Annotated in this window: 21 protein-coding genes; 10 read left to right on the top strand and 11 right to left on the bottom strand. The window is 38.4% G+C overall.

Translation table 11 applies throughout. The features are described 5' to 3' along the window. Positions 1-24: 24 nt before the first annotated feature. From ABI125_07105 to ABI125_07085, 5 genes are all read right to left on the bottom strand, one after another. Entirely contained in the window at positions 25-849 is an 825-nt protein-coding gene (locus ABI125_07105) for a hypothetical protein (protein XCF07620.1), read from the bottom strand. Between the two features lie 84 nt (positions 850-933). After that, positions 934-1,557, bottom strand: a complete 624-nt coding sequence (locus tag ABI125_07100; GenBank protein ID XCF07619.1) for a response regulator transcription factor — start codon at positions 1,555-1,557, stop codon at positions 934-936. 46 nt (positions 1,558-1,603) lie between these two features. Further along, positions 1,604-3,406: an ATP-binding protein gene (locus tag ABI125_07095; protein XCF07618.1), complete on the bottom strand. Its 1,803-nt coding sequence runs from the start codon at positions 3,404-3,406 to the stop codon at positions 1,604-1,606. Between the two features lie 97 nt (positions 3,407-3,503). Next, positions 3,504-4,160 (bottom strand): hypothetical protein, encoded by a 657-nt coding sequence (locus tag ABI125_07090; protein XCF07617.1) that lies wholly within the window; start codon positions 4,158-4,160, stop codon positions 3,504-3,506. 246 nt (positions 4,161-4,406) lie between these two features. Further along, positions 4,407-4,592 (bottom strand): hypothetical protein, encoded by a 186-nt coding sequence (locus ABI125_07085; GenBank protein XCF07616.1) that lies wholly within the window; start codon positions 4,590-4,592, stop codon positions 4,407-4,409. Between the two features lie 38 nt (positions 4,593-4,630). Here ABI125_07085 and ABI125_07080 point away from each other — a divergent pair, with 38 nt between their 5' ends. Beyond that, positions 4,631-5,017, top strand: a complete 387-nt coding sequence (locus ABI125_07080; protein XCF07615.1) for a nucleoside triphosphate pyrophosphohydrolase family protein — start codon at positions 4,631-4,633, stop codon at positions 5,015-5,017. A 125-nt stretch (positions 5,018-5,142) separates the two neighbouring features. Here ABI125_07080 and ABI125_07075 read toward each other — a convergent pair whose 3' ends face one another. Further along, the gene (locus ABI125_07075) at positions 5,143-6,213 is read right to left on the bottom strand and encodes a branched-chain amino acid aminotransferase (GenBank protein ID XCF07614.1); all 1,071 of its coding nucleotides are present in this window, start codon (positions 6,211-6,213) and stop codon (positions 5,143-5,145) included. A 94-nt stretch (positions 6,214-6,307) separates the two neighbouring features. Between ABI125_07075 and ABI125_07070 the strand changes: the two genes are divergently transcribed. From ABI125_07070 to ABI125_07060, 3 genes are all read left to right on the top strand, one after another. Then, the gene (locus tag ABI125_07070; protein ID XCF07613.1) at positions 6,308-6,811 is read left to right on the top strand and encodes a DUF4920 domain-containing protein; all 504 of its coding nucleotides are present in this window, start codon (positions 6,308-6,310) and stop codon (positions 6,809-6,811) included. Positions 6,812-6,817: 6 nt separating this feature from the next. Then, the gene (gene mnmD / locus ABI125_07065) at positions 6,818-7,564 is read left to right on the top strand and encodes a tRNA (5-methylaminomethyl-2-thiouridine)(34)-methyltransferase MnmD (protein ID XCF07612.1); all 747 of its coding nucleotides are present in this window, start codon (positions 6,818-6,820) and stop codon (positions 7,562-7,564) included. Positions 7,565-7,853: 289 nt separating this feature from the next. Then, the gene (locus ABI125_07060; protein ID XCF07611.1) at positions 7,854-8,768 is read left to right on the top strand and encodes a TIGR01777 family oxidoreductase; all 915 of its coding nucleotides are present in this window, start codon (positions 7,854-7,856) and stop codon (positions 8,766-8,768) included. A gap of 17 nt (positions 8,769-8,785) precedes the next feature. On the opposite strand, the gene ABI125_07055 is transcribed toward ABI125_07060, so the two are convergent. From ABI125_07055 to ABI125_07035, 5 genes are all read right to left on the bottom strand, one after another. Beyond that, positions 8,786-10,003 carry an ATP-binding cassette domain-containing protein gene (locus tag ABI125_07055; GenBank protein XCF07610.1) on the bottom strand — a complete coding sequence of 406 codons (1,218 nt, stop codon included), beginning with the start codon at positions 10,001-10,003 and terminating at the stop codon, positions 8,786-8,788. A 16-nt stretch (positions 10,004-10,019) separates the two neighbouring features. Next, positions 10,020-10,892, bottom strand: coding sequence for an N-acetylglucosamine kinase (locus ABI125_07050; GenBank protein ID XCF07609.1), 873 nt, complete (start codon positions 10,890-10,892; stop codon positions 10,020-10,022). 78 nt (positions 10,893-10,970) lie between these two features. Further along, positions 10,971-11,972: a type I glyceraldehyde-3-phosphate dehydrogenase gene (gap, locus tag ABI125_07045; GenBank protein XCF07608.1), complete on the bottom strand. Its 1,002-nt coding sequence runs from the start codon at positions 11,970-11,972 to the stop codon at positions 10,971-10,973. A 17-nt stretch (positions 11,973-11,989) separates the two neighbouring features. Then, positions 11,990-12,976 carry a 6-phosphofructokinase gene (gene pfkA / locus ABI125_07040; protein XCF07607.1) on the bottom strand — a complete coding sequence of 329 codons (987 nt, stop codon included), beginning with the start codon at positions 12,974-12,976 and terminating at the stop codon, positions 11,990-11,992. A gap of 135 nt (positions 12,977-13,111) precedes the next feature. After that, positions 13,112-17,506: a translocation/assembly module TamB domain-containing protein gene (locus tag ABI125_07035; GenBank protein ID XCF07606.1), complete on the bottom strand. Its 4,395-nt coding sequence runs from the start codon at positions 17,504-17,506 to the stop codon at positions 13,112-13,114. 158 nt (positions 17,507-17,664) lie between these two features. Between ABI125_07035 and tsaD the strand changes: the two genes are divergently transcribed. The 6 genes from tsaD (at position 17,665) to ABI125_07005 (ending at position 22,669) form a co-directional block, all read left to right on the top strand. Further along, positions 17,665-18,687 carry a tRNA (adenosine(37)-N6)-threonylcarbamoyltransferase complex transferase subunit TsaD gene (gene tsaD / locus ABI125_07030; protein ID XCF07605.1) on the top strand — a complete coding sequence of 341 codons (1,023 nt, stop codon included), beginning with the start codon at positions 17,665-17,667 and terminating at the stop codon, positions 18,685-18,687. Between the two features lie 156 nt (positions 18,688-18,843). After that, positions 18,844-19,479, top strand: coding sequence for a peptidylprolyl isomerase (locus tag ABI125_07025; protein ID XCF07604.1), 636 nt, complete (start codon positions 18,844-18,846; stop codon positions 19,477-19,479). Positions 19,480-19,481: 2 nt separating this feature from the next. After that, the gene (locus ABI125_07020) at positions 19,482-20,198 is read left to right on the top strand and encodes a 16S rRNA (uracil(1498)-N(3))-methyltransferase (GenBank protein ID XCF07603.1); all 717 of its coding nucleotides are present in this window, start codon (positions 19,482-19,484) and stop codon (positions 20,196-20,198) included. A 12-nt stretch (positions 20,199-20,210) separates the two neighbouring features. After that, complete coding sequence (locus ABI125_07015; GenBank protein ID XCF07602.1) at positions 20,211-20,852, top strand: DUF4159 domain-containing protein; 642 nt, start codon at positions 20,211-20,213, stop codon at positions 20,850-20,852. Between the two features lie 95 nt (positions 20,853-20,947). Next, a complete protein-coding gene (locus tag ABI125_07010) occupies positions 20,948-21,445 on the top strand; it encodes a TrmH family RNA methyltransferase (GenBank protein ID XCF07883.1) in 498 nt (165 codons plus the stop codon). Between the two features lie 135 nt (positions 21,446-21,580). After that, a complete protein-coding gene (locus ABI125_07005) occupies positions 21,581-22,669 on the top strand; it encodes an AI-2E family transporter (protein ID XCF07601.1) in 1,089 nt (362 codons plus the stop codon). The last annotated feature ends 1 nt before the right edge of the window (position 22,670 follow it).

The raw sequence follows: 22,670 nt of genomic DNA, 5'->3' as shown, positions 1-22,670 counted from the left end.
ATATTTATTGTACTGTAGAACTTCTTAGTTGTTGGGATTCGCATTTTTATTTTCAGATAGCGAAACACCAATATTGATTCCTATGCCCAGCCACGGTTTTTTATCATATTTCCAATTAACATCTTTGTCGTTGTTTCCGAGAAAATCTACTCCGTATTGAAAACCTATATTTATGGAATTTGTAAACTGGTACATTAAGCCAACAGAACAACTAAAGGCACTAGCTGTCCTATTAGCTTCTTCGTTATCTGAAGTTTCCAAGTTGCTGTTTTTAGGGTTAAGATTTACAGTTGCCAGCCCTATTCCAACAGTAGGGGTGATTAGGTCTTTATCGAACTTTAGCCGGTCTGTTCTTATTGGAAAACTTAGATTCATACCTATATTCACATTCTGTTCAAAATCAAAATCGTCCATCCTTATTTTAAACGGAACAGTAAAGACTCCAGCAGACACCCCTTTAAACCTAGTATAAACTTCTGCGGTTAAATCTTTAAACTTGTTTAATGGTAATCTATGGGTTTTAATAAACCCAATTTCACTATCTCCCCTATTTTTCGATCCATCATTTTGTGTCTTTTCAATTTCGGCTTGTTTCTGAGTGTCATAGAAGAACATGTTATTCAACAATTCTACTTTCTTCCCACTTCCCACAAATTTGTAATAAACAAAAGACACACTTTTTGAATCTAAACTATCAACATCAGTAACATATACGTTATGCCCTTTTTTAAATTGTACTGATTGGTCATCATTGTAAACCGGTGCAAGAAATTGATACGTTGCCTTTTCCTTTTGGCAGAAAGAAGTCGTTGAGCAAAAAATTGACAACAGAAATAATAGCTTTTTCATGGTACGTAAATTTTATTGATTACGTACCAAACTTATGAACCTAAACACCACCAAACCATACCCAATACAGGGTAAAAACGCGAATTAAAACCTATACTTTTTCTCCAGGGCATAACGCATCAGTTCGCCTTTGCCTTGAAGCCCTAAAATGCGTGCCATGTTTTTGCGGTGGGTATCTACGGTGTGTGTGCCAATAAATAACTGATCGGCAATTTCGCGCGAGGTTTTCCCTTGTGCGATCAGTTCGAGTATTTCAATTTGCCGTTTGGTGAGTACGCCCTTGGTTTTGTTGCTCGGTTCAGAATTAAGTGCATTGGTGTTGATGTTGGCATCAAAATAAGTTTCGCCCTTTGCTACCGCAAAAATGGCCTGGCGCACTTCTTCCAACGACGAGTTTTTTAAGATGTACCCAGAGGCACCGGCATCCATCATTTGTTGGATAGCTTCCAACTGGTCGAACATGGTAAAGGCCAAAACATAAATTTCTGGATATTGGTTTTTTATTAGCCTTGTGGCCTCAATGCCATCTGTTTTAGGCATGCGGATATCGGTAAGCACTACGTTGGGGCGCTTCTTCCCCACTATCTCAAGCAGTGCTTGGCCATCGTTGGCGGTGCCCACTATGGATATACCGTCTTCGTATTCCAATAGCAGCTTAATGCCATCGATGAGCGATTGGTGGTCTTCGGCTATGGCTAATCGTATCATTTTAGTTTTTAGTTTCAGGTTTGCTGTTAATGGTTCTAAATTTTCGCTAAATGGGTATATCAATTATTATGGTGGTGCCTTTGTTCGTTTCAGACTCTATGGTCATTTTACCGTCCAGAAATTCCACCCTTTTATCAATACTGCTCAAGCCCATACCTTTGTTTATTGTGGTTATCTGGCTGGGGTTAAAGCCCTTGCCGTTGTCTTCAACCATAATATTCAGGCTGTCGTCGTGGTTGGTTAGGTGTATGGTGGCCTCGGTGGCATTGGCGTGCTTTATAACGTTGGCCACGAGTTCTTGTATCATCCTAAAAATGGCAAGTTCCAAACTGTTTTCCATTCGGTTTTCAAGTCCGTGGTCAATCACCTCGATGGCCAGTTGGTTGGCGTCCGAAATTTTGCTGGCCATATCTTGTACTGCCCTTAACAGCCCTTGTTTGGCGATAACGCCAGAGTTTTTGGCATGGGCAATGCTGCGTATTTTTTGGTAGGCTTCGTCTAAAAGGTTAGTGGTTTTGTTGTACAGTTCGGGGGTTTGCTTGTCTTTTAGTGCATTGAAGTGCAGCTTTACAGTGGCCATAAGGCCGCCCAGATCGTCGTGCAGATCGTTGGCTATGCGCTGGCGTTCTTTTTCCTGTCCCTCGATCATGGCATCGATGCTTAACAGTTCCTGTTCTTTTAAAACGGTGGCCAGTTTTTGGGTTTCGAGGGCTTTTTCCTGTTCTGCCAGTTTTTGTTTTTTACGGGTGTTCTTTTGGATGAGGAAGGCCGTGGTACCGCCGAAAACCAAAAGGGCAAAAGCCACTGAAAGATAAATGTTCCTTTTTTGTTGTTCTTTTTCTACTTTTATTTTTAATTCTAAGTTTTCCCGTTCTTTTTTTTCTGTTTCAAATTTTATACTGTATTCTTCTATTTTTTTCAACAGCTCGATACTGTTTAGCGAATCGTTCAAAACTTCAAATTTTTTTCTGTTGTATAACGCTTCTCTGTAATTTTTAAGTGTTTCGTAATAGTTTGCCAAATCTTCAAAAATGAATGATTGCATTTTTATGTTTCCGGTAGAATCTGCGTACTTTTTGGCTTGCATGTAATATTTAACACTTGATGCTGAATCATTTTTTATTTTACTGATTACGCCTTTGTTAAAATACAAACTGGCCATGCCTTCTTTACTTATTTTGTGGTTAAGTGCTTTATCGAAATAGGCTTCTGCTGAGTCTATTTCGTTCATTTGCCCCAAATAAATGCCTCCAATATTTTGCAGAACAGATCCGCTTATACTGGAATTGGGGTTGGTGCTGAACGCCTTTTTATAATAGAATATAGCCGAATCCTTTTGGTTGGTGGTGCTAAAGTAGGTTCCTAAGTTATTGTGGTTGTACACTAAATTGGCCGTGTCTTTCAATGCCTCTAATTGGTTGTTGTTTTTTTTCAGGTAGTAGTAATTTTTGTCCTGTTTGTTTATCTGCGCATATACTATGGCTGTTTTTTGATACACTTTAGATTTTAATTGCATAGAAGCCAAATCGTTACCATCTAAAAGTTTCAATGCCGATAAAAAATAGTAAATAGATGAATCGGGGTGTGTTTTAAGCAACCTGTGGATGTTGCCAAAACAATAATCTAAATTGGCTTTGTCGAAATTTGGTAAAACGGCATAGTTTTTTTTTGATTTGTACAAATACTGCTTTGAAGCTTCTTTATCGATCCAATAGCTGTTTTTAAATAGCTCGATGAAGATTTTATTTTTTTCGGCAGGCACTAACGAATGGCTTTTTAGGCCACCCTCCAAAAACCTTATTGCCTTTTCATAGTCTTGTTTTAAGTACAGTTTTTGGGCACTGTCCATTATTTTAACAAATACATTTTCTTGCCCTAATGCAAAGCATGTAAAAAGCATAAAAAATATGGAAAGCCTAAGGTACAATGTTATTGTTTTATTAAGATTACATCTTATCAGGAGTGTTGGGCGCTTCATTGGTTGTGGTTGCTATGCCAGATCTTTCGGTTCCCATATCTTCAACCCCAGAACTGTCATCACTGCGGTTTTCTTTTGGGTTGAATTTAACCCTTAATACCTCCTCTCCATTTTCTCTAGAAAGAAAAGTTTGGAATGCTTTTTTCGCCTCCGCATTTGAATCAAAATGGGTTGAATCGAGCTTAAACGAAACTAAATAAGAAGATTTGGAGTCATCAAACTTCACTTTATATTTCATTATATTTTTGGTGTTTTTTCTATTGTTTTTAATTGTATATGTTTTTAACACAATAGATTCTATTTTACACCCATAAGCAATAAACGTAATGGTATAATTTAATACTCTTGTTCTATCAGCATTAAACTCGGCTGTAATTACCGGCTTAAAATCCATTGACCCTAAATTTGTGCCTTTACATATTTCTGATTCGGTATAATTGATCGTATTATTTATGACATAAGAACCAGACTCCTCGGAAGGGTTTCCTATTTTTTTTATAGCATTTAATATTTCCTTATTCTGTTTTTTAATAATTTCTAAATCCGCTTTGCAGCAGTTTTGGCAAGAAACTATAACACTCAACACAAAAAGTGATAGTAAAACAACTTGTAACTTATTTTTCATTTTTTATGGCTTTAGGTTAGCATTACACAAATATCTCCAAAAACAAGTAGCGAAAACATACCCAAAACAGGGTAAATTTAAATCGTGGCGCAAAATGGTTACAATGGTTTTGGGGAGGTAATCTATTATTAAGAAATCAAAAATTTCTTATGATTAATTTATGTGAAAATCGTACAAAACCACTCAGAATATCGACAAAAAGCAAATAAAGACGAAGTAAGGGTTTTACCTAACAAAAACTCCTAACTATTTAAAGAAAAACTTGATAGCAGAAATAAAAAGAATAAAGGCAATAAAGGCGATAAGAATCCAAACGCTACCGGCATAAAACTTTTTATGGAGCTTTAAATCCTTGCGATACGTGTAGGCTATGATGATGGCGAAAATAATAAAAAATAAAACGCCGAAAACAATTTGACCTTTACTGAACATATGGTTATTTTTATGCAAATTTAATGAATTAGCAATAGATGAAAAATAAAATAGAAGCCGTAAAGGCATTTCATACAGCATTTAAAATCGGGCACCGCGAAACCCCAAAAGCCGATTTAGGAACGGAGAAAAACCTGTTGCGCTACAAACTGATGCGCGAAGAGAACGAAGAATATTTGGAGGCGGCCAACAGCAACGATCTGGTTGAAGTAGCCGATGCCCTTGGAGATATGCTTTACATTTTGTGCGGCACTATTATCGAGCATGGCCTGCAACATAAAATTGAAGAAGTTTTTGAAGAAATACAACGTAGTAACATGAGTAAATTGGGAGAAAACGGTGAACCCATTTATCGTGAGGATGGCAAAGTACTAAAAGGCCCAAATTATTTTAAACCGAATATTGAAGCTATTTTGGATAAGTAAGAATCGTGTCATACTTAAATTGATTCAGCATAACTCACGTCTTAATTAAACAAAAAAGAGAAGCGATTTCGCTTCTCTTTTTTTATACTTTATATCCCTTCTCTTTGGAAGGTCGGGATGGGCTTTTACTTCACCTCCATTCGCCATCCAAAAGGGTCTTCAACTTTATTGGTCTGTATATCAGTAATACGTTTTTTAAGGAAACTCGCATACGAATCTTCAGTTAATTTTGGTAATTCGTAATCGTTACCCTTATAGCCAAAACCAGAAATAGGCGAAATTACCGCAGCGGTTCCGGCGCCAAACATCTCTTTAAGAGAACCGTTTTGGGCCGCTTCAACCACTTCTTTTACACTTAATTTTCTAACTTCAACTGTGATGTTTTCCGATTTTGCCAACTCAATAATACTCTTTCTAGTAATTCCATCAAGAATCCTATCGCTTGTTGGAGCGGTTACCAATCTATCACCTATACGAACAAAAATATTCATTGCACCGGCTTCCTCGATATATTCGTGGCTGGTGTCGTCGGTCCAAATGACTTGTTGGTAACCTTTTTCAACCGCCAATTGAGTTGGGTAAAATTGCCCAGCATAGTTCCCTCCTGCTTTTGCAAAACCAACACCTCCATTAGCCGAACGTGAATATTTTTCTTCAATAAGTACTTTTACTTCACCCGAAAAATATGCTCCAGACGGCGCTGTACAAATAATAAATTTATACTCATCGGCGGGCGAGGCATGGAAACCGTTTCCGCTGGCAAATACAAACGGACGGATGTAAAGCGAACTGCCCTCTTTTTCGGGAATCCATTCTTCATCAACTTTCAACAACGCTTTCAAACCATCCATAAAATAGCTCTCCGGCAATTCTGGAATGGCCAACCGCTTTGAGGAAATATTCAAACGTTTAAAATTATCCAACGGACGGAACAACCAGACTTTTCCATCGGCATCTTTATAGGCTTTCATCCCTTCAAAAACCGACTGCCCATAATGGAAAATCTTGGCAGAAGGATCTAACGTAATAGGTTGGTAAGGCACCACTTTTGGGGCCAGCCATTCGCCGTTTTTAAAATCGCATTCCAACATGTGATCTGAAAAAACATGCCCGAATTTCAAATTATCGAAATCTATCTCGCTGATTTTAGAAGTTTTAGCCTTTAAAACCTCTATATCGTGGATTATAGTACTCATAAGTCCAGTTATTTAAAGACACAAATTTAAAGAAAATCGTTTTTAAAAAAGCGGTATATTTACATAAATCGTTTAAAATTGAAATATTAACCTTATGAAGCCCATAACCGTCTTCGTTTTTTGTGCATTCACATTACTATCTTGCAAAAATAAAACCAAACAAGTTCCTGAAATACCGCAAAGCATTTCAGAAACCAATTATCAATCCTTCGGAAAAACCATTGTTCCAGACGATGCTGTAGCCGCGACTTCCATGGCAGCGCATTATAAAACGATGTCTGTGGGCGATAGCATCAATTCTAAAATTAAAGCCAAAGTGAACAGTGTGTGCCAAACCAAAGGTTGCTGGATGCAGTTGGATTTGGAAAACGGCAACGAAGTGATGGTGAAGTTTAAAGACTACGGATTTTTTGTACCGAAAGATATTGCCGGAAAAGAAATCATCGTAAACGGTAAGGCTTTTGTAAACGAGGTTCCGGTTGAAGAATTACGTCATTATGCCCAAGACGCCGGAAAAACGGAAGAAGAAATTGCCAAAATCACAACACCAAAGCGCACTCTTTCATTTGAAGCTGACGGTGTTTTATTGATAAACTAACCACCTTTGAAAAGAGAAATAATCGTTACGGCTGATGGTTCTACCACCATCCACATCCCCGAATGGAACGAACAGTACCACTCCAAGCACGGCGCCATTCAAGAGGCATACCACGTCTTTATAAAACATGGTTTGCACTATTGCAACGAAAGGTATCATTCTAAAAATGTTATACTATCACCACAAAATGTCACTTCGAGCGAAGTCGAGAAGTCTTACAACTCAGGTTTTGATAGAATTTCAATTCTAGAAATCGGTTTCGGCACAGGTTTAAACACTTTTATCACCCTTTTGGAAGCCGAAAAATTGAACCAAAACATTAATTATGTTGGGGTTGAAGCTTACCCTGTTTTAGGGGATCACATCTCAAAACTGAATTACACACAAGAATTAAAAGCCGAAAATAGCGCTTCTATTTTCAAAAAAATCCATGATATTACTTGGGGAGAAAACCATCATATTACAGACTCCTTTTCACTGACCAAACGGCAACAATTCTTTTCTGAAATTGATGATGAATCCTGTTTCGACTTAATTTATTTTGATGCCTTTGGGGCACGTGTTCAACCAGAATTATGGACGGAAGAGATTTTTAAACATATGTACAACGCCTTAAAACCTAACGGTGTTTTGGTGACGTATTCGGCTAAAGGCAGTGTTCGCCGAGCCATGCAAAGCGTTGGCTTTTTGGTTGAAAAGTTGCCCGGCCCACCTGGAAAACGTGAAATGTTACGCGCTTGGAAAGAAGCGTGACATTCAACGACTCAAAAAAAGTAAAAACAGAAGTTAAATGCTGAGAGCAACGAAGCATTCAGCGATTCAGAATAACTTCACAGAGCTAAATGTTACGCGCTTGTAAAAAAAGCGTAACATTCAGCGATTTAAAAAGACAATAAAACTCAGGTCTAAATGCTGAGAGCAACAAAATGATTAAACCGTGTTTTGTTCATTGAAAATCAATGCTTACATAGCTCAATCTGTTAAACCTAACCTAAAATCGAAGTATGGCACCTTTCGTTTTGTAATTTTATAAAAAAAGAACATGCGCATTTTAATTACAGGAGCAACAGGATTAATCGGACAGGAAATAGTTAAGCTATGCCATGAAAAAGATATTGAGGTACACTATTTAACCACGAGTAAATCCAAAATTGAAAATCAAGAAAACTACAAAGGGTTCTATTGGAACCCGAAGGATGAATACATCGACACCCAATGTTTTGAAGGAGTAGATACAATTATCCATTTGGCGGGCGCAACGGTTGCTAAACGATGGACGCCCGCTTACAAAAAGACCATTATCAATAGCCGAAAAAACACCACAGAACTTCTAATAAATAATTTAAAAGGTGAAAATCACCAAATAAAGCACGTGGTTTCGGCCAGTGCCATTGGGGTATACCCCGATTCATTAACAAACTATTACGACCAAACTTTCAATCAAATTAGTCCGTCGTTTTTGGGCAAAGTGGTGCACATTTGGGAAAAAGCAGTCGACGCTTTTTCCGAAGTGGGTGTAGAGGTTTCGAAAATTAGGATTGGCTTGGTGCTTTCTGAAAAAGGTGGTGCTTTACCACAAATGGCCAAGCCCATTAAATTAGGCGTGGGTGCTGCCTTTGGTAGCGGCAAACAATGGCAATCGTGGATACATATTACAGATTTGGCACGAATGTTTTTATACGTTGCCGAAAACCAGTTAAGTGGTGTTTATAACGGGGTCGCACCTAACCCAGTAAGCAATACCGATGTTACCAAAACCGTAGCCAAGGTTTTAAAAAAACCTTTGTTTTTACCCAATATTCCCCAATTTTTTATGAAGTTGGTTTTGGGCGAAATGCATATTTTATTATTTGAAAGCCAGCGTGTCAGCTCGAAAACCATTCAGGATAAAGGTTTCCATTATAAATTTAATTATTTGGAACCTGCCTTAATCGATTTGCTGGGAACGGAGAGCTAAAGCACATTGCTTTTCCCCTACACCTGTTGCCCAGTAGACCCCGTTTCTGATGGCGTTAGCTGATAGGTAAAATGTGGATTGATGTGCTCTTCCTTTCGGTGCGACACATATAGAATGGCCGTGCGACTTTCTTCTGATATTTTATTGATGAGTTGCGAAAATATTTTGGCATCGGCATCATCGAGTCCGTTGGTAGGTTCATCCAGAATAAGCAATGGCGGATGTTTTACCATAGCGCGGGCAATGAGCACCAAACGTTTGTGACCAGCAGAAAGAAACACAAAATCTTTATCTTTTTTATCATACAGCCCAATGAGTTTTAGCCATCGGTGAGCAATATGAACTTGTCTTTCGGTGGGGTATTTATAGAGTCCGATGGAATCAAAAAAACCAGAAAGAATCATTTTTTCGATGGAATCCAATCGCCTGAAACCACGAAGCATTTCGGAGGTGTAATGGCCTATATTGCTTTTAATATCCCAAACCGTTTCTCCGGTGCCCTTTTTCATTCCGAACAAAAAAACATCTTGGTTATAGGCTTTGGGGTTATCTCCCGAAATTAAGGTGAGTAATGTGCTTTTTCCCGATCCATTAGGTCCTACCAATTGCCAAAATTCCCCTGGTTTTATTTCCCAACAAATATCCTTTACAATGGTGCGCCCCCCATAGGCTACGTTTACCTTGTTGAATTTAACCAACGGATTGAACACTTCTGTTGGAACATGTTCGGGCTCGGGTAAATCGTTTACAAAATAATTTTTGTCATCGGTTTTCAATTCACCATCCGCTTTTACGAATTCGCCGTTTTTGAAAGTATAAATCGTTTTTATAAACGGAAGAATATCTCGCTTTCTGCTGGTTATTTGAATGATGGGTTTGGTTTGGCTTAAATCCTTGAGCGTATTGGAAATGTTGGCTTGTGTGGCTACATCTAAACTATCGAATACATTATCTACAATAATATAATCGGGGTTTTGATTGATTAAATACCTGAGCAGGGCTTTTTTGCGCTCGCCTTGCGATGAATGCTCTAGGCTATTTTTAGTATCGGTAAGTACACTAAAATCATCGTGCCGCTTTTCTTTATCTATAAATTTATTGACTGTAATTTCAGAAAACAAACTCCCCTTTAAACCAGAGAGCGGCTTATACCGCTCACCAGATAAAAGTTCATCAATAAGCTGTTGCTTATTGGCACTATTAGAAATATAGTAAGCTACATGCCTTGTCGACATAAATGTTTGGCTTGATTTACTTATGCTTTTTTAAATTTTCAACATGGAAGGGTATTAAACCGTCAATTGGTCTACGCTGGAAGTTACCGGCAATAAAGCCCATTTCTTCGGCCACTTGCTTAATTTCTTCTTGCGCGTAATAAGCAATAGATCCCGCAAAATGTACAGGTGTTGTTTCGAGCACCTCTTTATATTGCATAATCATATTTTCGACGAAAAGACGGATGCCTTTCTTGATAAGGTTTATGGTGTACTCGGAATCTTTATTCAAAAACATAAATTCAGCAAAATTGGCCAAATACGCATTCGGGCTAGGTTTTTTATAAAGATTGTTCTTAATAAAATCGGCCTCCATATTGTATCTACTACCAAAAGCCACCTTTATATTTTCTGGCATGTGATTGTAATAATAATCACGAATAAGCTGCTTACCGTAGTAGTTTCCTGAAGCATCGTCCATTAAGGTGTAGCCTAAAGAAATTACACGTTGGTGCAGTTTTTCGCCATCAAAATAGCTGCAGTTCGATCCTGTTCCCAAAATACAAACTACTGCCGCTTCTTTTGGATGATTAATTGTTGAATAAACTGCCGCGAGTGTATCTTCATTCACCTCGACATGGGCATTAGGAAAAAGGTCTTTTAAAACCCCAGTCAATAACTTTTTGGCGTTATCGGTACCACATCCTGCTCCATAAAAATAAAGATGCGTTACATTCGGGCTATTTTCAACCAAAACGTCGCTTTTTTGGATGCGCTTGGCCAATTTGCTTTCACTTAAAATAGCAGGATTAAGGCCTTCTGTACGAACCTTTTCCAATAGTTTATTTCCGTTATAATCTACAGCAATCCAATCGGATTTTGTAGAACCACTATCTACAATTAAAATCATAAGTATAAAGCTAAAAAGAAACTCCACAGCACTTAACAAAAAGTACTGCGGAGCTCATTATATTAAATAATCTTCAAATTAAATTTTACTAATGTGTTGAGCTAAGTCAATCAATTTAGTAGAGTACCCAAATTCATTATCGTACCAAGATACTAATTTAAGGAAATTATCATTTAAAGCAATACTTGCTCCTGCATCGAAAACACTAGTTAATGATTCTGAAACGAAATCTTGAGATACTACAGCCTCTTCAGTGTAACCAAGAACACCTTTTAAATCGGTTTCTGAAGCTTTTTTAAGCGCTGCTTTTACTTCATCCCAAGACGCGGATTTTTCAGTTCTTACGGTTAAATCTACTACAGATACATCTGGAGTTGGCACTCTAAATGCCATACCTGTTAATTTTCCGTTCAATTCTGGAATTACTTTACCTACTGCTTTAGCAGCACCTGTTGAAGAAGGGATGATGTTAGCCAATGCGCTACGACCACCTCTCCAATCTTTTCTTGAAGGACCATCAACCGTCATTTGGGTTGCCGTTGTAGCGTGAACGGTAGTCATTAAACCTTCAACAATTCCGAAGTTATCGTTGATTACTTTAGCCAATGGTGCTAAACAGTTAGTTGTACAAGAAGCGTTAGATACGATAGTATCAGCAGCAGTAATTTTGTCGTGGTTTACACCCATTACAAACATTGGAGCATCGGCAGATGGTGCAGATATAGCTACTTTTTTAGCACCAGCAGTAATGTGAGCTTGCGCTTTATCTAAAGTTGTGAAAATACCTGTACAATCTAAAACAACCTCTGCTCCTACAGCATCCCATTTTAAATCTTCTGGGTTACGCTCTGCAGTGATCCGGATTTCGTTTCCGTTAACTACTAAGTTTCCATCTTTAATATCAACAGTACCGTCAAAACGACCGTGTACTGAATCGTACTTCAGTAAATATGCTAAGTGCTCAACGTCCAATAAATCGTTGATTCCTACTATTTCAATCTCTGGTCTAGAAGCTGCTACTCTAAAAGCAATTCTACCTATCCTTCCAAATCCGTTAATTCCAATTTTTAATTTTGACATAATCGTGTTTATAAATGTTAAGTGCTCATAATATCTGAGACACGCAATAATTCTAAGTTTATTTTAGTTTTTCCTTTTATGGCCTGCTCTAAAGGCGTTAGTTCCATTTTACTGTTTAAGAGGCCAACCATGTAATTGGTTTCACCGTTTAGTAACGATTCAACCGCCTTTACCCCCATTCTGCTCGCCAAAACGCGATCAAAACAAGATGGCGAACCGCCACGTTGCATGTGACCTAATACCGATACACGCACATCGTAGCCTTCCATATTTTCGTCAACATAATCTTTTAACTGGAAGATATTTTTTCCAATTTTATCACCCTCGGCCACAATAACAATACTTGACGATTTTCCAGATTTTCTACTTTTATTTAAAGACTCTACTAAACGATCCAATCCTAAGTCTTCTTCCGGAATCAATATTTCCTCTGCTCCACCAGCTATTCCCGCGTTTAAAGCAATATGCCCCACATCGCGCCCCATAACTTCAACAAAAAACAATCGGTTATGCGAACTTGCCGTGTCTCGAATTTTATCAATGGCATCGACAACTGTATTCAAAGCCGTATCGAAACCTAAAGTATGGGTTGTTCCAAAAATATCGTTATCAATAGTACCGGGAATACCCATTACCGGAAAACCAAATTCTTGATTGAAAATAAGGGCTCCGGTAAACGAACCGTCTCCACCAATAACCACCAAACCATCAATTTTGGCATCCAATAAATTTTGGTAAGCTTGCTGGCGACCTTCTTTAGTTCTGAAACCTTGCGATCTTGCCGATTTCAACATGGTTCCTCCTTTGTTAATAATCCCCTTTACACTTCGGGCATCCAAACATTCAAAATCACCTTCAATCAACCCTTCGTATCCTCGATAGACTCCAAAGCATTCAACGCCATGATAAGCGCATGACCGTACAACAGAACGGATGGCTGCATTCATTCCTGGAGAATCTCCTCCCGAGGTTAATACAGCTAATTTTTTTATAGTTACTGGCATTCGTATTTTTAAATTTTGAAGCGTAAAATTAATAAACTAATACCATATATCTAAAGCATTTTTAGCAATTTAATGCTTTTTTAAAACTACAACGTTTTAGTATTTCGATAATTGAGAATATAACAAAAAAACTTGTTATTCTTCGGGTGGTTTAACCGATATAAAATCAGGAAGGGCGGTGGTTTCTTCTTTTTCCGGCTGCTCTTCAAAAACCTCATCTTCCTCTTCCTTAGAATTGGCAAACAATTTTTGAAGTAGTTCTTTAAACGTATCGAAATCTACATTATACGACAATCCGACGCCCTGCGTATAGCCAATGGCTTCACCAAAATTACGAATACTATTTTCCCTGTTGAATACTTTCGCCGTTAAAGTGCCTTCTTCATTTAAAAGAAAATCGATTTCCACATCGCCCGCAACAACGGTTTCGGTTGCGCCACCAACAGGCACTCCCACTTTTCCATTTATCAATACCCGATCGCTGATTTGTGTTTGAAGCGTTACTCCAAAACGGTCGTCAGTTTGGTAATCGGGACGATTTTGACCAGCTTCGTAGTTCAACCCTATATTGATTTTACTATCACCACTGGTAAAAATACCATTTATAATACCGTTTAAACGTTCGGCAATGGTTCCCGAAAAATTAAGCGCGTTCAAACCTCGCGAAAATGATCCTGTGGAAATTAAATACAATGCCTGATTTTGACGGTCGTCAACCGACTCCAATCGATACTGCAGCTCCGATTTTACGGTAGAATTCACATTAGGAAACTCGAAGGTGAAGTCTGGGTTGGGTTGCTCCAAATCGCCTGTAAGCTCAATATTAAGTTCAACCGGAATACTACGATTGATGGGATTATCCAATAACGGCGACGGGTTGGCTTGTGTTCGGTAAATAGCCAACATATCTATTTGGGCTTTCAACGGGTCGCCATCCCAGGCAATGGTTCCACCGGGCTGTACGATAAATTCCTTTTGAATCAATCCGCCATAAGCGAAATTATAAACCCCTTCGAATACGGCAAAATCGCCCCACATATCAAACTTGCCATTGGTATTTATCTCAACTAAAAGACCTCCGCGTCCGCGCCCTTTAAGGGAATGCCCCGTTTCTTTATCAATGATAATTTCTACTTCGGCATCTTCTGTAACATCAAGATCGAAGTCCATTTCCAAACCTTTAATTTCTTCAAAAACAATTTCGGTACCTTTCTTTTTCGCTTCTTTTTCTTCTTTGGTAATAAAATGGATATACGAGTTATCACCGAAGGATTCGGCATCCGTCAACGGAATTTTAAACACGGTGCCGCGTTTGGTTTCGCCCACCACACTTATTACCAACTGCTCGGTTGGGCCGTTTAATCGAGCACGACCACCAATAAAACCAGTACCATAGTATAAAGCATCTTCAGTCTCTTTGGTATCTAAAACCAACAAGCGTGGCGTGTTAATTTCTAAACCCATACTCCAATTAGAAAAATTAACATGACTTAACGAACCACTTAAAGTTCCTTTTGAATTGTGTTTGGTATCGGTTAGTTTTATATTGTTGAAAATAAAGGTTTGCTCTTTTAAAGTAAGTGAGGCACTACTATTAAAATCGTAATCCACATTTAAATACGGTATGCCCAAACCACCTTTTTTAATGTTCAATTCGCCATCAATGTTAGGGCGTTTTAAATCGCCTCCCACATTTACATCTCCTGTAACCGTACCTCTAATATTGGTTAAAACGCCTTCCAGCAGTGGGTTTAACGGGAATAAATTAAAATCATTAAAATTTAAAGCTACACTAATGTCGGCCTGCTTACCCGCAACGCTAATATCGCCTTTTGCGGTGAACGATTTGGCCGTATCGTCTTTTATACTGGCATTAACCACATAGTTGGTAAGCGATTCGTTTCCGGTTACCGTAGCATCAAACGAACCCAATAAAAAATCGTTTACGGTTAAATGATCAATCACTATGGACGAATTGGGCAAATAACTACCGTTTTTCTGAAGAATATCCAATTTACCGTTAACATTTCCGGCGAGCGACAAACTATCGATATCTGGAGTAATCTTAGCTAAATCGACATTGGTAAAATCTAACTTTATATCCTTTTGGGTGGAATCTTTCAAAAAACCCGAAAGTTTGATTTCTTCGTTTTTATGATTAATTTTAAACTTGTTGATATCCAGTTTGGTCAACTTTTTATCGAAGGCTATTTTATGAAAACGGTCTTGCGCTTCATTGATGTACCACTTGTTGTTTTTTATGGTGACATCGGATTTTTTAAACCCAACCACCGACTCGTTTGCTTCATTTATAGTATGGTAAAAACTTAAATTGTAGCTATCGTTACCTCGTTTCCCTCCATTGAATTCCGATCGCATAAACAGTGTGTCATTTACGGTAACATTAATCAAATTGAAATCGGATACTTGGTAATATTTGGCATCCAAACTATCAATTTCCACATAGGTATTAAACAGCGGGTTGTTATTGTCTACCTGGATTTCTATACCATCAGCGTAATAGTCCAACAATTTAATTTTGGGCGATTTAAAAGTGAGTTTAAAGCGTTCTTCTTCGCTTTCCACCCTTCCGCGGATAAAGGTGTTTTTACCCAATTCGATATCGGGGAATATCACCTCGACAATTTTGTTATATATTTTAAAATTGAAATCGACGCTCTGATTTGTTTTTACTTCGTGCGGAATGTAATTGGTATAAATATGCCCAATGGAATTTTCGAATAGCTTTTTAAGATCTTTTACAAGGAACTTGCCATACAGACTGCCATCGATAATATCGGGCGAGTTGAATTCTACAGATCTTATATCGCCATCAAACCGAGACGAAATATCAAACTTATCGAAATAATAAGTGTCATGCTCATTTCTGTAAACCGTATTGGTAAAAGTTAATTTTCCGTAGGCATCGTCAAGGCCACTACTGTTCATATTCATTTTTACACGGCTGGTCAATACCGAAATACTATCCTGCTTCACAAAATTGAGCGTGTTTAAATCGGCGTGATCTATCACGGCCTCGAAGTCGTATTTTTTAACCGCTTCGGAAAAATCTACCAAACCGTTAAAGTTTAGTTTTAAATTTTTGTCATTCACCATTAAGTTTCCATCAAAAATCTTGTTCATAATGTTTCCGGCCACCTTGATGTTTTTGTAGTTGTAATTGTTATAAATCACTTCAAAAACATCGCCTTTTACTTGAGTATCGATAGTTTCGGCCACGAAGCCTTTTCCGTTTACATCAAAATCCAAAGAACCTTGGCCAATGGTAGGGTCGTTTAAAAACGTTCCAAAATCAAAGGCTTCAAAAACAATATTACCCTTATAATCGGCATTATCGATATCGTTTATTTTAGTGATTTCTAAATTAGAATTCACCATTCCCAATTCGGTGTCAATTTTAATATCGGCCAAAACGGTCGATTCTGTTACTTGCGAATTTCCCACAATAGTGAATTGCCCCAAACGCTCGAACGACGACGGAATGGCATCGCCCAAAACATTGGGCAACAAGTCTTTTAAATCGTTGTACGTTGACGACAAATTCCAAAAATCACCGTTCATATAGAAATTGCCCGGCTCTTTGTTCAACAGGTTTTTAAATTTTATATCGCCATAAACCAGTGTCCTGGAGCTGGTGGTCAATCTTAAATTATCGGCTTGCAAATCATTTAAGGTTCCCGACAGGTTTACACTAAACCGAGCGGTTTGATTTTTCCCAAACTCGTTGTAAAAGGTGTTGAGCTCATCCAAAAAAACCGAGGAATCATCGAAATTGGCCGTAACCTGCACCTTATCTTCAAAAAACTGCAGGTCTTCCCTTTTGTATGAAAATTTTAAATCGCCCTTTAAAATAGAGCCCGGCGTTTTCACCTCCAAATCCTCAAACGTCATATCGGTTAAGGTATAACTAAAATTGGTCATGAGGTTTTTCACCACCACACCCCTGCTGTCTTCAAATGACAAAGTGTTAATTCGGGCGCTTACATCACTACCGTTAATTAAAAAATTGGTGGCATTGATGTTCAAATCGTTAAAATGAAGTCGCTCTACAGTTTCCCTATTTTCATCGGACAACAGAAAAATACTATTATTGATCGAAACATCGCTTGACGACAGCAAAAAACTGCTCTTTTCGGTTCTAGGATTGTCGCTTTCAAACTTTCGGACAAAAACATCGAGATTGGTTTCTGCTTCCTCCTTATAGGTTTTTATATTAAAAAACAGCTCCTCAACATCAATATCGCCAAACGCCAAGTTGCTATTGGCCAGATTGGTAAAGCTTAAAATAGACGTATTCAGTTCTTTGATGCTTATTAACGTATCCTGTTTATAATCTTCAATGTAAATGTTTTTTAGTTCTACATCGCCATTAAACTGCATGCTTACCCCGCCAATATTAATATTGGTTTTAAATTCTTCGTTTAAACGCTTGGTAGCATAGCGACCTAAATTGGTTTGGACAAAGGGAATAGAAAGCACCAATACCAAAATGATGAACAGCAAAAGCAAAATGCCTATGATTTGTGATAGTATTTTCAGAATTTTTTTGATACGGACAAGCTTATAAGTTTGTTAAGAATCTTTTACTTTTGCACCTACGAATACCTTAATGCGAAAGCCAGCTATTCGTTTTCAAAATTAACAATTATTGTGCCTAATTTTTACTAATGTCTTCACAAAATATTTATATCCTCGGAATTGAGTCTTCATGCGACGATACGGCGGCTTCCGTTATGCTTAACGGCAAAATTTTGAGCAATGTTATCGCCAACCAAAAAATACATGAAGAATACGGTGGCGTAGTGCCCGAACTGGCTTCGCGCGCGCACCAACAAAACATCGTTCCGGTGGTACACCAAGCGCTAAAAAAAGCCAATGTTACCAAAGAGCAGCTTAACGCTATTGCTTTTACACGTGGCCCAGGTTTAATGGGCAGTTTGCTGGTTGGTACCTCGTTTGCCAAGTCGTTGGCGTATGGGCTGGATATTCCCCTAATTGACGTCAACCACATGCAGGGCCATATTTTAGCGCATTTTATTGATGAAGAAGGTTACGAAAAACCGCCACTTCCGTTTTTGGCCATGACCATTTCGGGCGGGCACACCCAAATTGTAAAAGTGAACGATTACTTCAACATGGACGTGATTGGCGAAACCATTGACGATGCCGTAGGCGAAGCCTTCGATAAAAGCGGAAAAATTTTAGGTTTGGGCTACCCCGCTGGTCCCGAAATAGATAAACGGGCTAAATTGGGTAATCCGAAAGCCTTTAAGTTTACCAAACCCAAAGTGGACGGACTCAACTTTAGTTTTTCAGGATTGAAAACGGCCATTTTGTATTTTGTACAAAAGGAAACCAAAGCCAACCCAAATTTTGTTGAAGAAAACCTAAATGATATTTGCGCCTCGATACAACACACCATCATCGGTATTTTGATTGACAAACTGAAAAAAGCTTCCAAAGAAACGGGCATTAAGCATATTGCCATTGGCGGTGGGGTTTCTGCAAACTCCGGCATTCGTCAAGCTTTAAAAGATGGCGAGAAAAAATTTGGATGGACCACTTATGTACCAAAATTTGAATTCACTACCGATAACGCCGCCATGATAGCCATTGTGGGCCATTTAAAATATTTGCAGGAAGATTTTGCTGAACAGGATGTAGTAGCCTCGGCGCGGTTGAAGATTTAGTTTTTCAGAATTATAATTGTCATTCTGCCGAAATTGTTTGAGCATATCGTAAAAAACCAAGTTATAAACAATACATTCTTAAAAACTTATTTTTTATTGAAAGGATTGGTGCTTCATTAGGTTTAAATTTGAAAATGAAATTAAAAACCTACTTTTATGACACACAAATTACTTACCCTATTTTTACTGTTAACATCACTGTTTTCAACGGCGCAAACTTCAACTGAAAACGATTTAGCTTCCATTGAAACGCCCGAACAGATTGAACATTTTTTAGCCACAAAAAATTCAAAAGACAACAAATTAATCACCTTCAACGAAGAGAAGCACAAAACCATTCTGGCCAACGCCCTTTTTAAACTGGGCAAAGGTGGCACACACGTTAACGAAAGCGAATTTGAAAACACCTATTACAAAGTAGTTGAAAAGACCTCGAAAACTTATTACCGCGCCTCGTATATTTATTTGGATGGCACGAAATACGACACCAAAAACATCAATGCACTAAGGGATAGAATTATCGCCAAATACCATAATGGTGCGCCTTTCGATTTTTTGGCCAAGCAATATTCCATGGACCAAAATGCACAAAAGGGTGGCGATTTAGGTTGGTTTGCCCAAGGCGACTTGCACCCCGATTTTGAAACCGAAATACTAAATGCCAACCACCCCATAAATGAAGTATTCACTATTGATATTCCAGAAAACAATTGGTATTATGTGGCTGTAATAACGCATGAACCTAAAGATATTTCAGAAATTGAAGTTTTAAAAATTGTGGAACCCAAATAACAATGCAACTTTTTTATAGCCCAAATATTGACGACAACAGCAGCAGTTTCACTTTCGATAAAGATGAAAGTCGGCACATTGTAAAGGTGCTCCGAAAATCGGTGGGCGACAACTTAAAGATAACCAACGGAAAGGGTTGGTTGTTCACTGCCGAAGTGGCCGTACCCAACATTAACAAATGTTTTGTCAATATCATTTCGAAAACGTTTCAACCTAAAAAAGATTACAAACTGCACTTAGCCGTAGCTCCTACAAAAATGAACGACCGCTACGAATGGTTTTTGGAAAAAGCCACCGAAATTGGCATCGATACCATCACGCCCATTATTTGCGACCACAGTGAACGTAAAGTGATTAAACCCGAACGGCTTGAGCGTATTTTGCAATCGGCCATGAAACAATCGCTGAGTTGTTATTTACCAAAATTGAATGACGCCATGCCATTCAAAAGTTTTATGGAACAGGAGTTTTCGGGCGATTTGTTTATTGCCCATTGCGAAGAAACCGACAGAAAATCCTTGAAAAGTCAGTTGAAGCCTAATACCAATGTTACCATTTTAATTGGCCCAGAAGGCGATTTTTCTACGAGTGAAATTGAAACGGCCATTAAAAATCATTTTATTCCCGTAACTTTGGGCGACACCCGATTGCGTACCGAAACGGCCGCTATTGTAGCTTGTCATTCGGTGGCTTATACTAATGAAGGGCACAATGAGTAATTCACTTTAAACATGAAACAGGTCTTTTCGATTTTCTTTTTTCTATTTTCCTTTTTCTCCTTCAGCCAAAATCTGGCCGTTTTAAAATATAAAGGTGGTGGCGATTGGTACGGCAACCCCACGGCTTTGCCAAATCTTATCGCGTTTTGCAACCAAAACATCAACACGCAAATCAACCCAAAACCCGAGACTGTTGAGACGGGAAGCTCCGATATTTTTCAGTATCCGTTCCTGCACATGACGGGTCACGGTAATGTGTTTTTCAGTGAAACCGATGCCGAAAACCTACGTAATTATTTAATATCTGGTGGGTTTTTACATATTGATGATAATTATGGCATGAAACCCTACATTACCAAAGAGCTAAAAAAGGTATTTCCCGAAAAAGAATTAATTGAATTGCCCGTTAACCATCCTATTTTCAGTTCGGCATTTAAGTTCCCCGACGGATTACCTAAAATACACGAACACGATGGCAAGCGTCCGCAAGCTTTGGGTATTTTTGTTGAAAACCGACTTGCACTGCTCTTTACCTACGAAAGTGATTTGGGTGATGGTTGGGAAGACCCCGAAGTACACAACGACCCTGCCGAGGTTCGTGAAAAAGCCTTAAAAATGGGCGCCAATATTGTAAAATTTGCTTTTGAAAATTAAAGCCCCCTAACCCCCAAAAGGGGAACTTTGTTTAAAGAATAAAAATTGACCGAATACCGAGACTGAAAACTGCTCACTGGACACTGCCAACTATGATGCAACTCACCCACTACAATACCCAATTTAAAAAACGGATTTTTCCGATTACTTTGGTTTGCGATAACGTTACCAACGCTCCGAATATTGGAAGTTTGTTCAGGATTTGCGATGCCTTTGGTGTTGAAAAACTGATACTTTGCGGCGAAGTATCTTTGGGCCGAAAAATGACCAAAACCTCTCGTGCCACAGAAAAATCGGTGGATTTTGAAATTCAGGAGTCTGCTTCAAAAGTGGTTAAAACCCTAAAACAAAAGAACTATCAAATCATTGCTTTGGAAATTACCAATTCCAGCTCGCCCATCCATTCGTTCAATTTTTCCAAAGAAAAACCTATTGCACTAGTTATTGGTGATGAAAATTTTGGGATTTCCGAAGTTATTTTACAGCAATCGGATGCTGTTATCCACATTGACATGTTCGGACAAAACAGCAGCATGAATGTGGTTCAGGCCACAAATATTGCGCTTTACGAACTTACCAAACAACTTTTGTAACATCATTGGGAACCCAATGAAACAACCTTTTCATTCCTGTTTCTATTCAAAAAGATAGCTTCTCACCTCGCCATGATGTTAAAAGATTAATTCAGCGATACCTCCTTGATAATGACAAATTATTATATTTACTAAATGAACTCCAACACCATTTCAAACGGCATTTTAAGGGCGGTTGCCATCATTTTGGGAATTGCGCTCGTTTTATTTTTCCTTTATAAAATTCAATCGGTTATTGGCTATATAGCCATTTCGGCCGTGATTTCCCTAATAGGTCGCCCCGTTGTTCTCTTTTTAGAAAACAAACTGAAATTCAAAAATACCATTGCCGTTGTGGTTACTATCGCGCTTTTACTCGGTTTGTTTTTGGGGTTGGTTGGGCTTTTTATACCATTGGTTGTTAAACAGGGGCAAAACCTGTCGTTACTGAATATTGAAGAATTACAGCAAAATATTGAAAACCTGTATGTTGAAATTATCACCTATTTTGACTTGTCGCAAATGGACGTAGAGCAATCATTGAAAGAATCCGATTTACTTTCAAAAATAGATTTTGCCCTCATCCCCAATTTTTTAAATAGCATTGTTAGCGGTTTGGGCAGTTTTAGCATCGGGCTGTTTTCGGTGCTGTTCATCTCGTTTTTCTTTTTAAAAGACAGCCGCTTATTCGAAAACGGCATTCTCACTTTTATTCCAGAAAACAAAGAAAGTCGTTGGAAAGCCTCATCAACAAAAATCAAAGATTTACTGTCCCGATATTTTGTGGGGCTCATTCTTCAAATTTTGGTGCTATTCATCATTTACACCATCGGGCTGCTCATCATTGGCGTCGATAATGCCATTGTCATCGCCTTTTTGTGCGCGCTATTGAATTTAATCCCTTATGTGGGCCCATTAATTGGCGGTATTTTAATGGTGGTTTTAACCATGACCAGCAATTTGGGCGAAAGTTTTAGCGACGTTATCTTGCCTAAAACCTTTTGGGTCCTTCTTGTTTTTGGCATTGGCCAATTGGTCGATAATTTTGGCAGCCAGCCCATTATTTTTTCAAAAAGCGTGAAATCCCATCCGTTGGAAATCTTTTTGGTAATTTTAATAACCGGTATCCTTTTCGGGGTAATCGGACTCATTATCGCCGTTCCGGCCTACACCGCCATAAAAGTGATTTTAAAAGCCTTTTTATCTGAAAACAAAATTGTAAAAAAGTTGACCAAAGACTTATAAT

The organism is Tamlana crocina (genome assembly GCA_040429635.1).
Classification (GTDB): Bacteria; Bacteroidota; Bacteroidia; order Flavobacteriales; family Flavobacteriaceae; genus Flavisericum; species Flavisericum crocinum.
The sequence above is the reverse complement of the archived record's forward strand: the minus strand, read 5'-3'. Positions and strand labels throughout refer to the sequence as shown.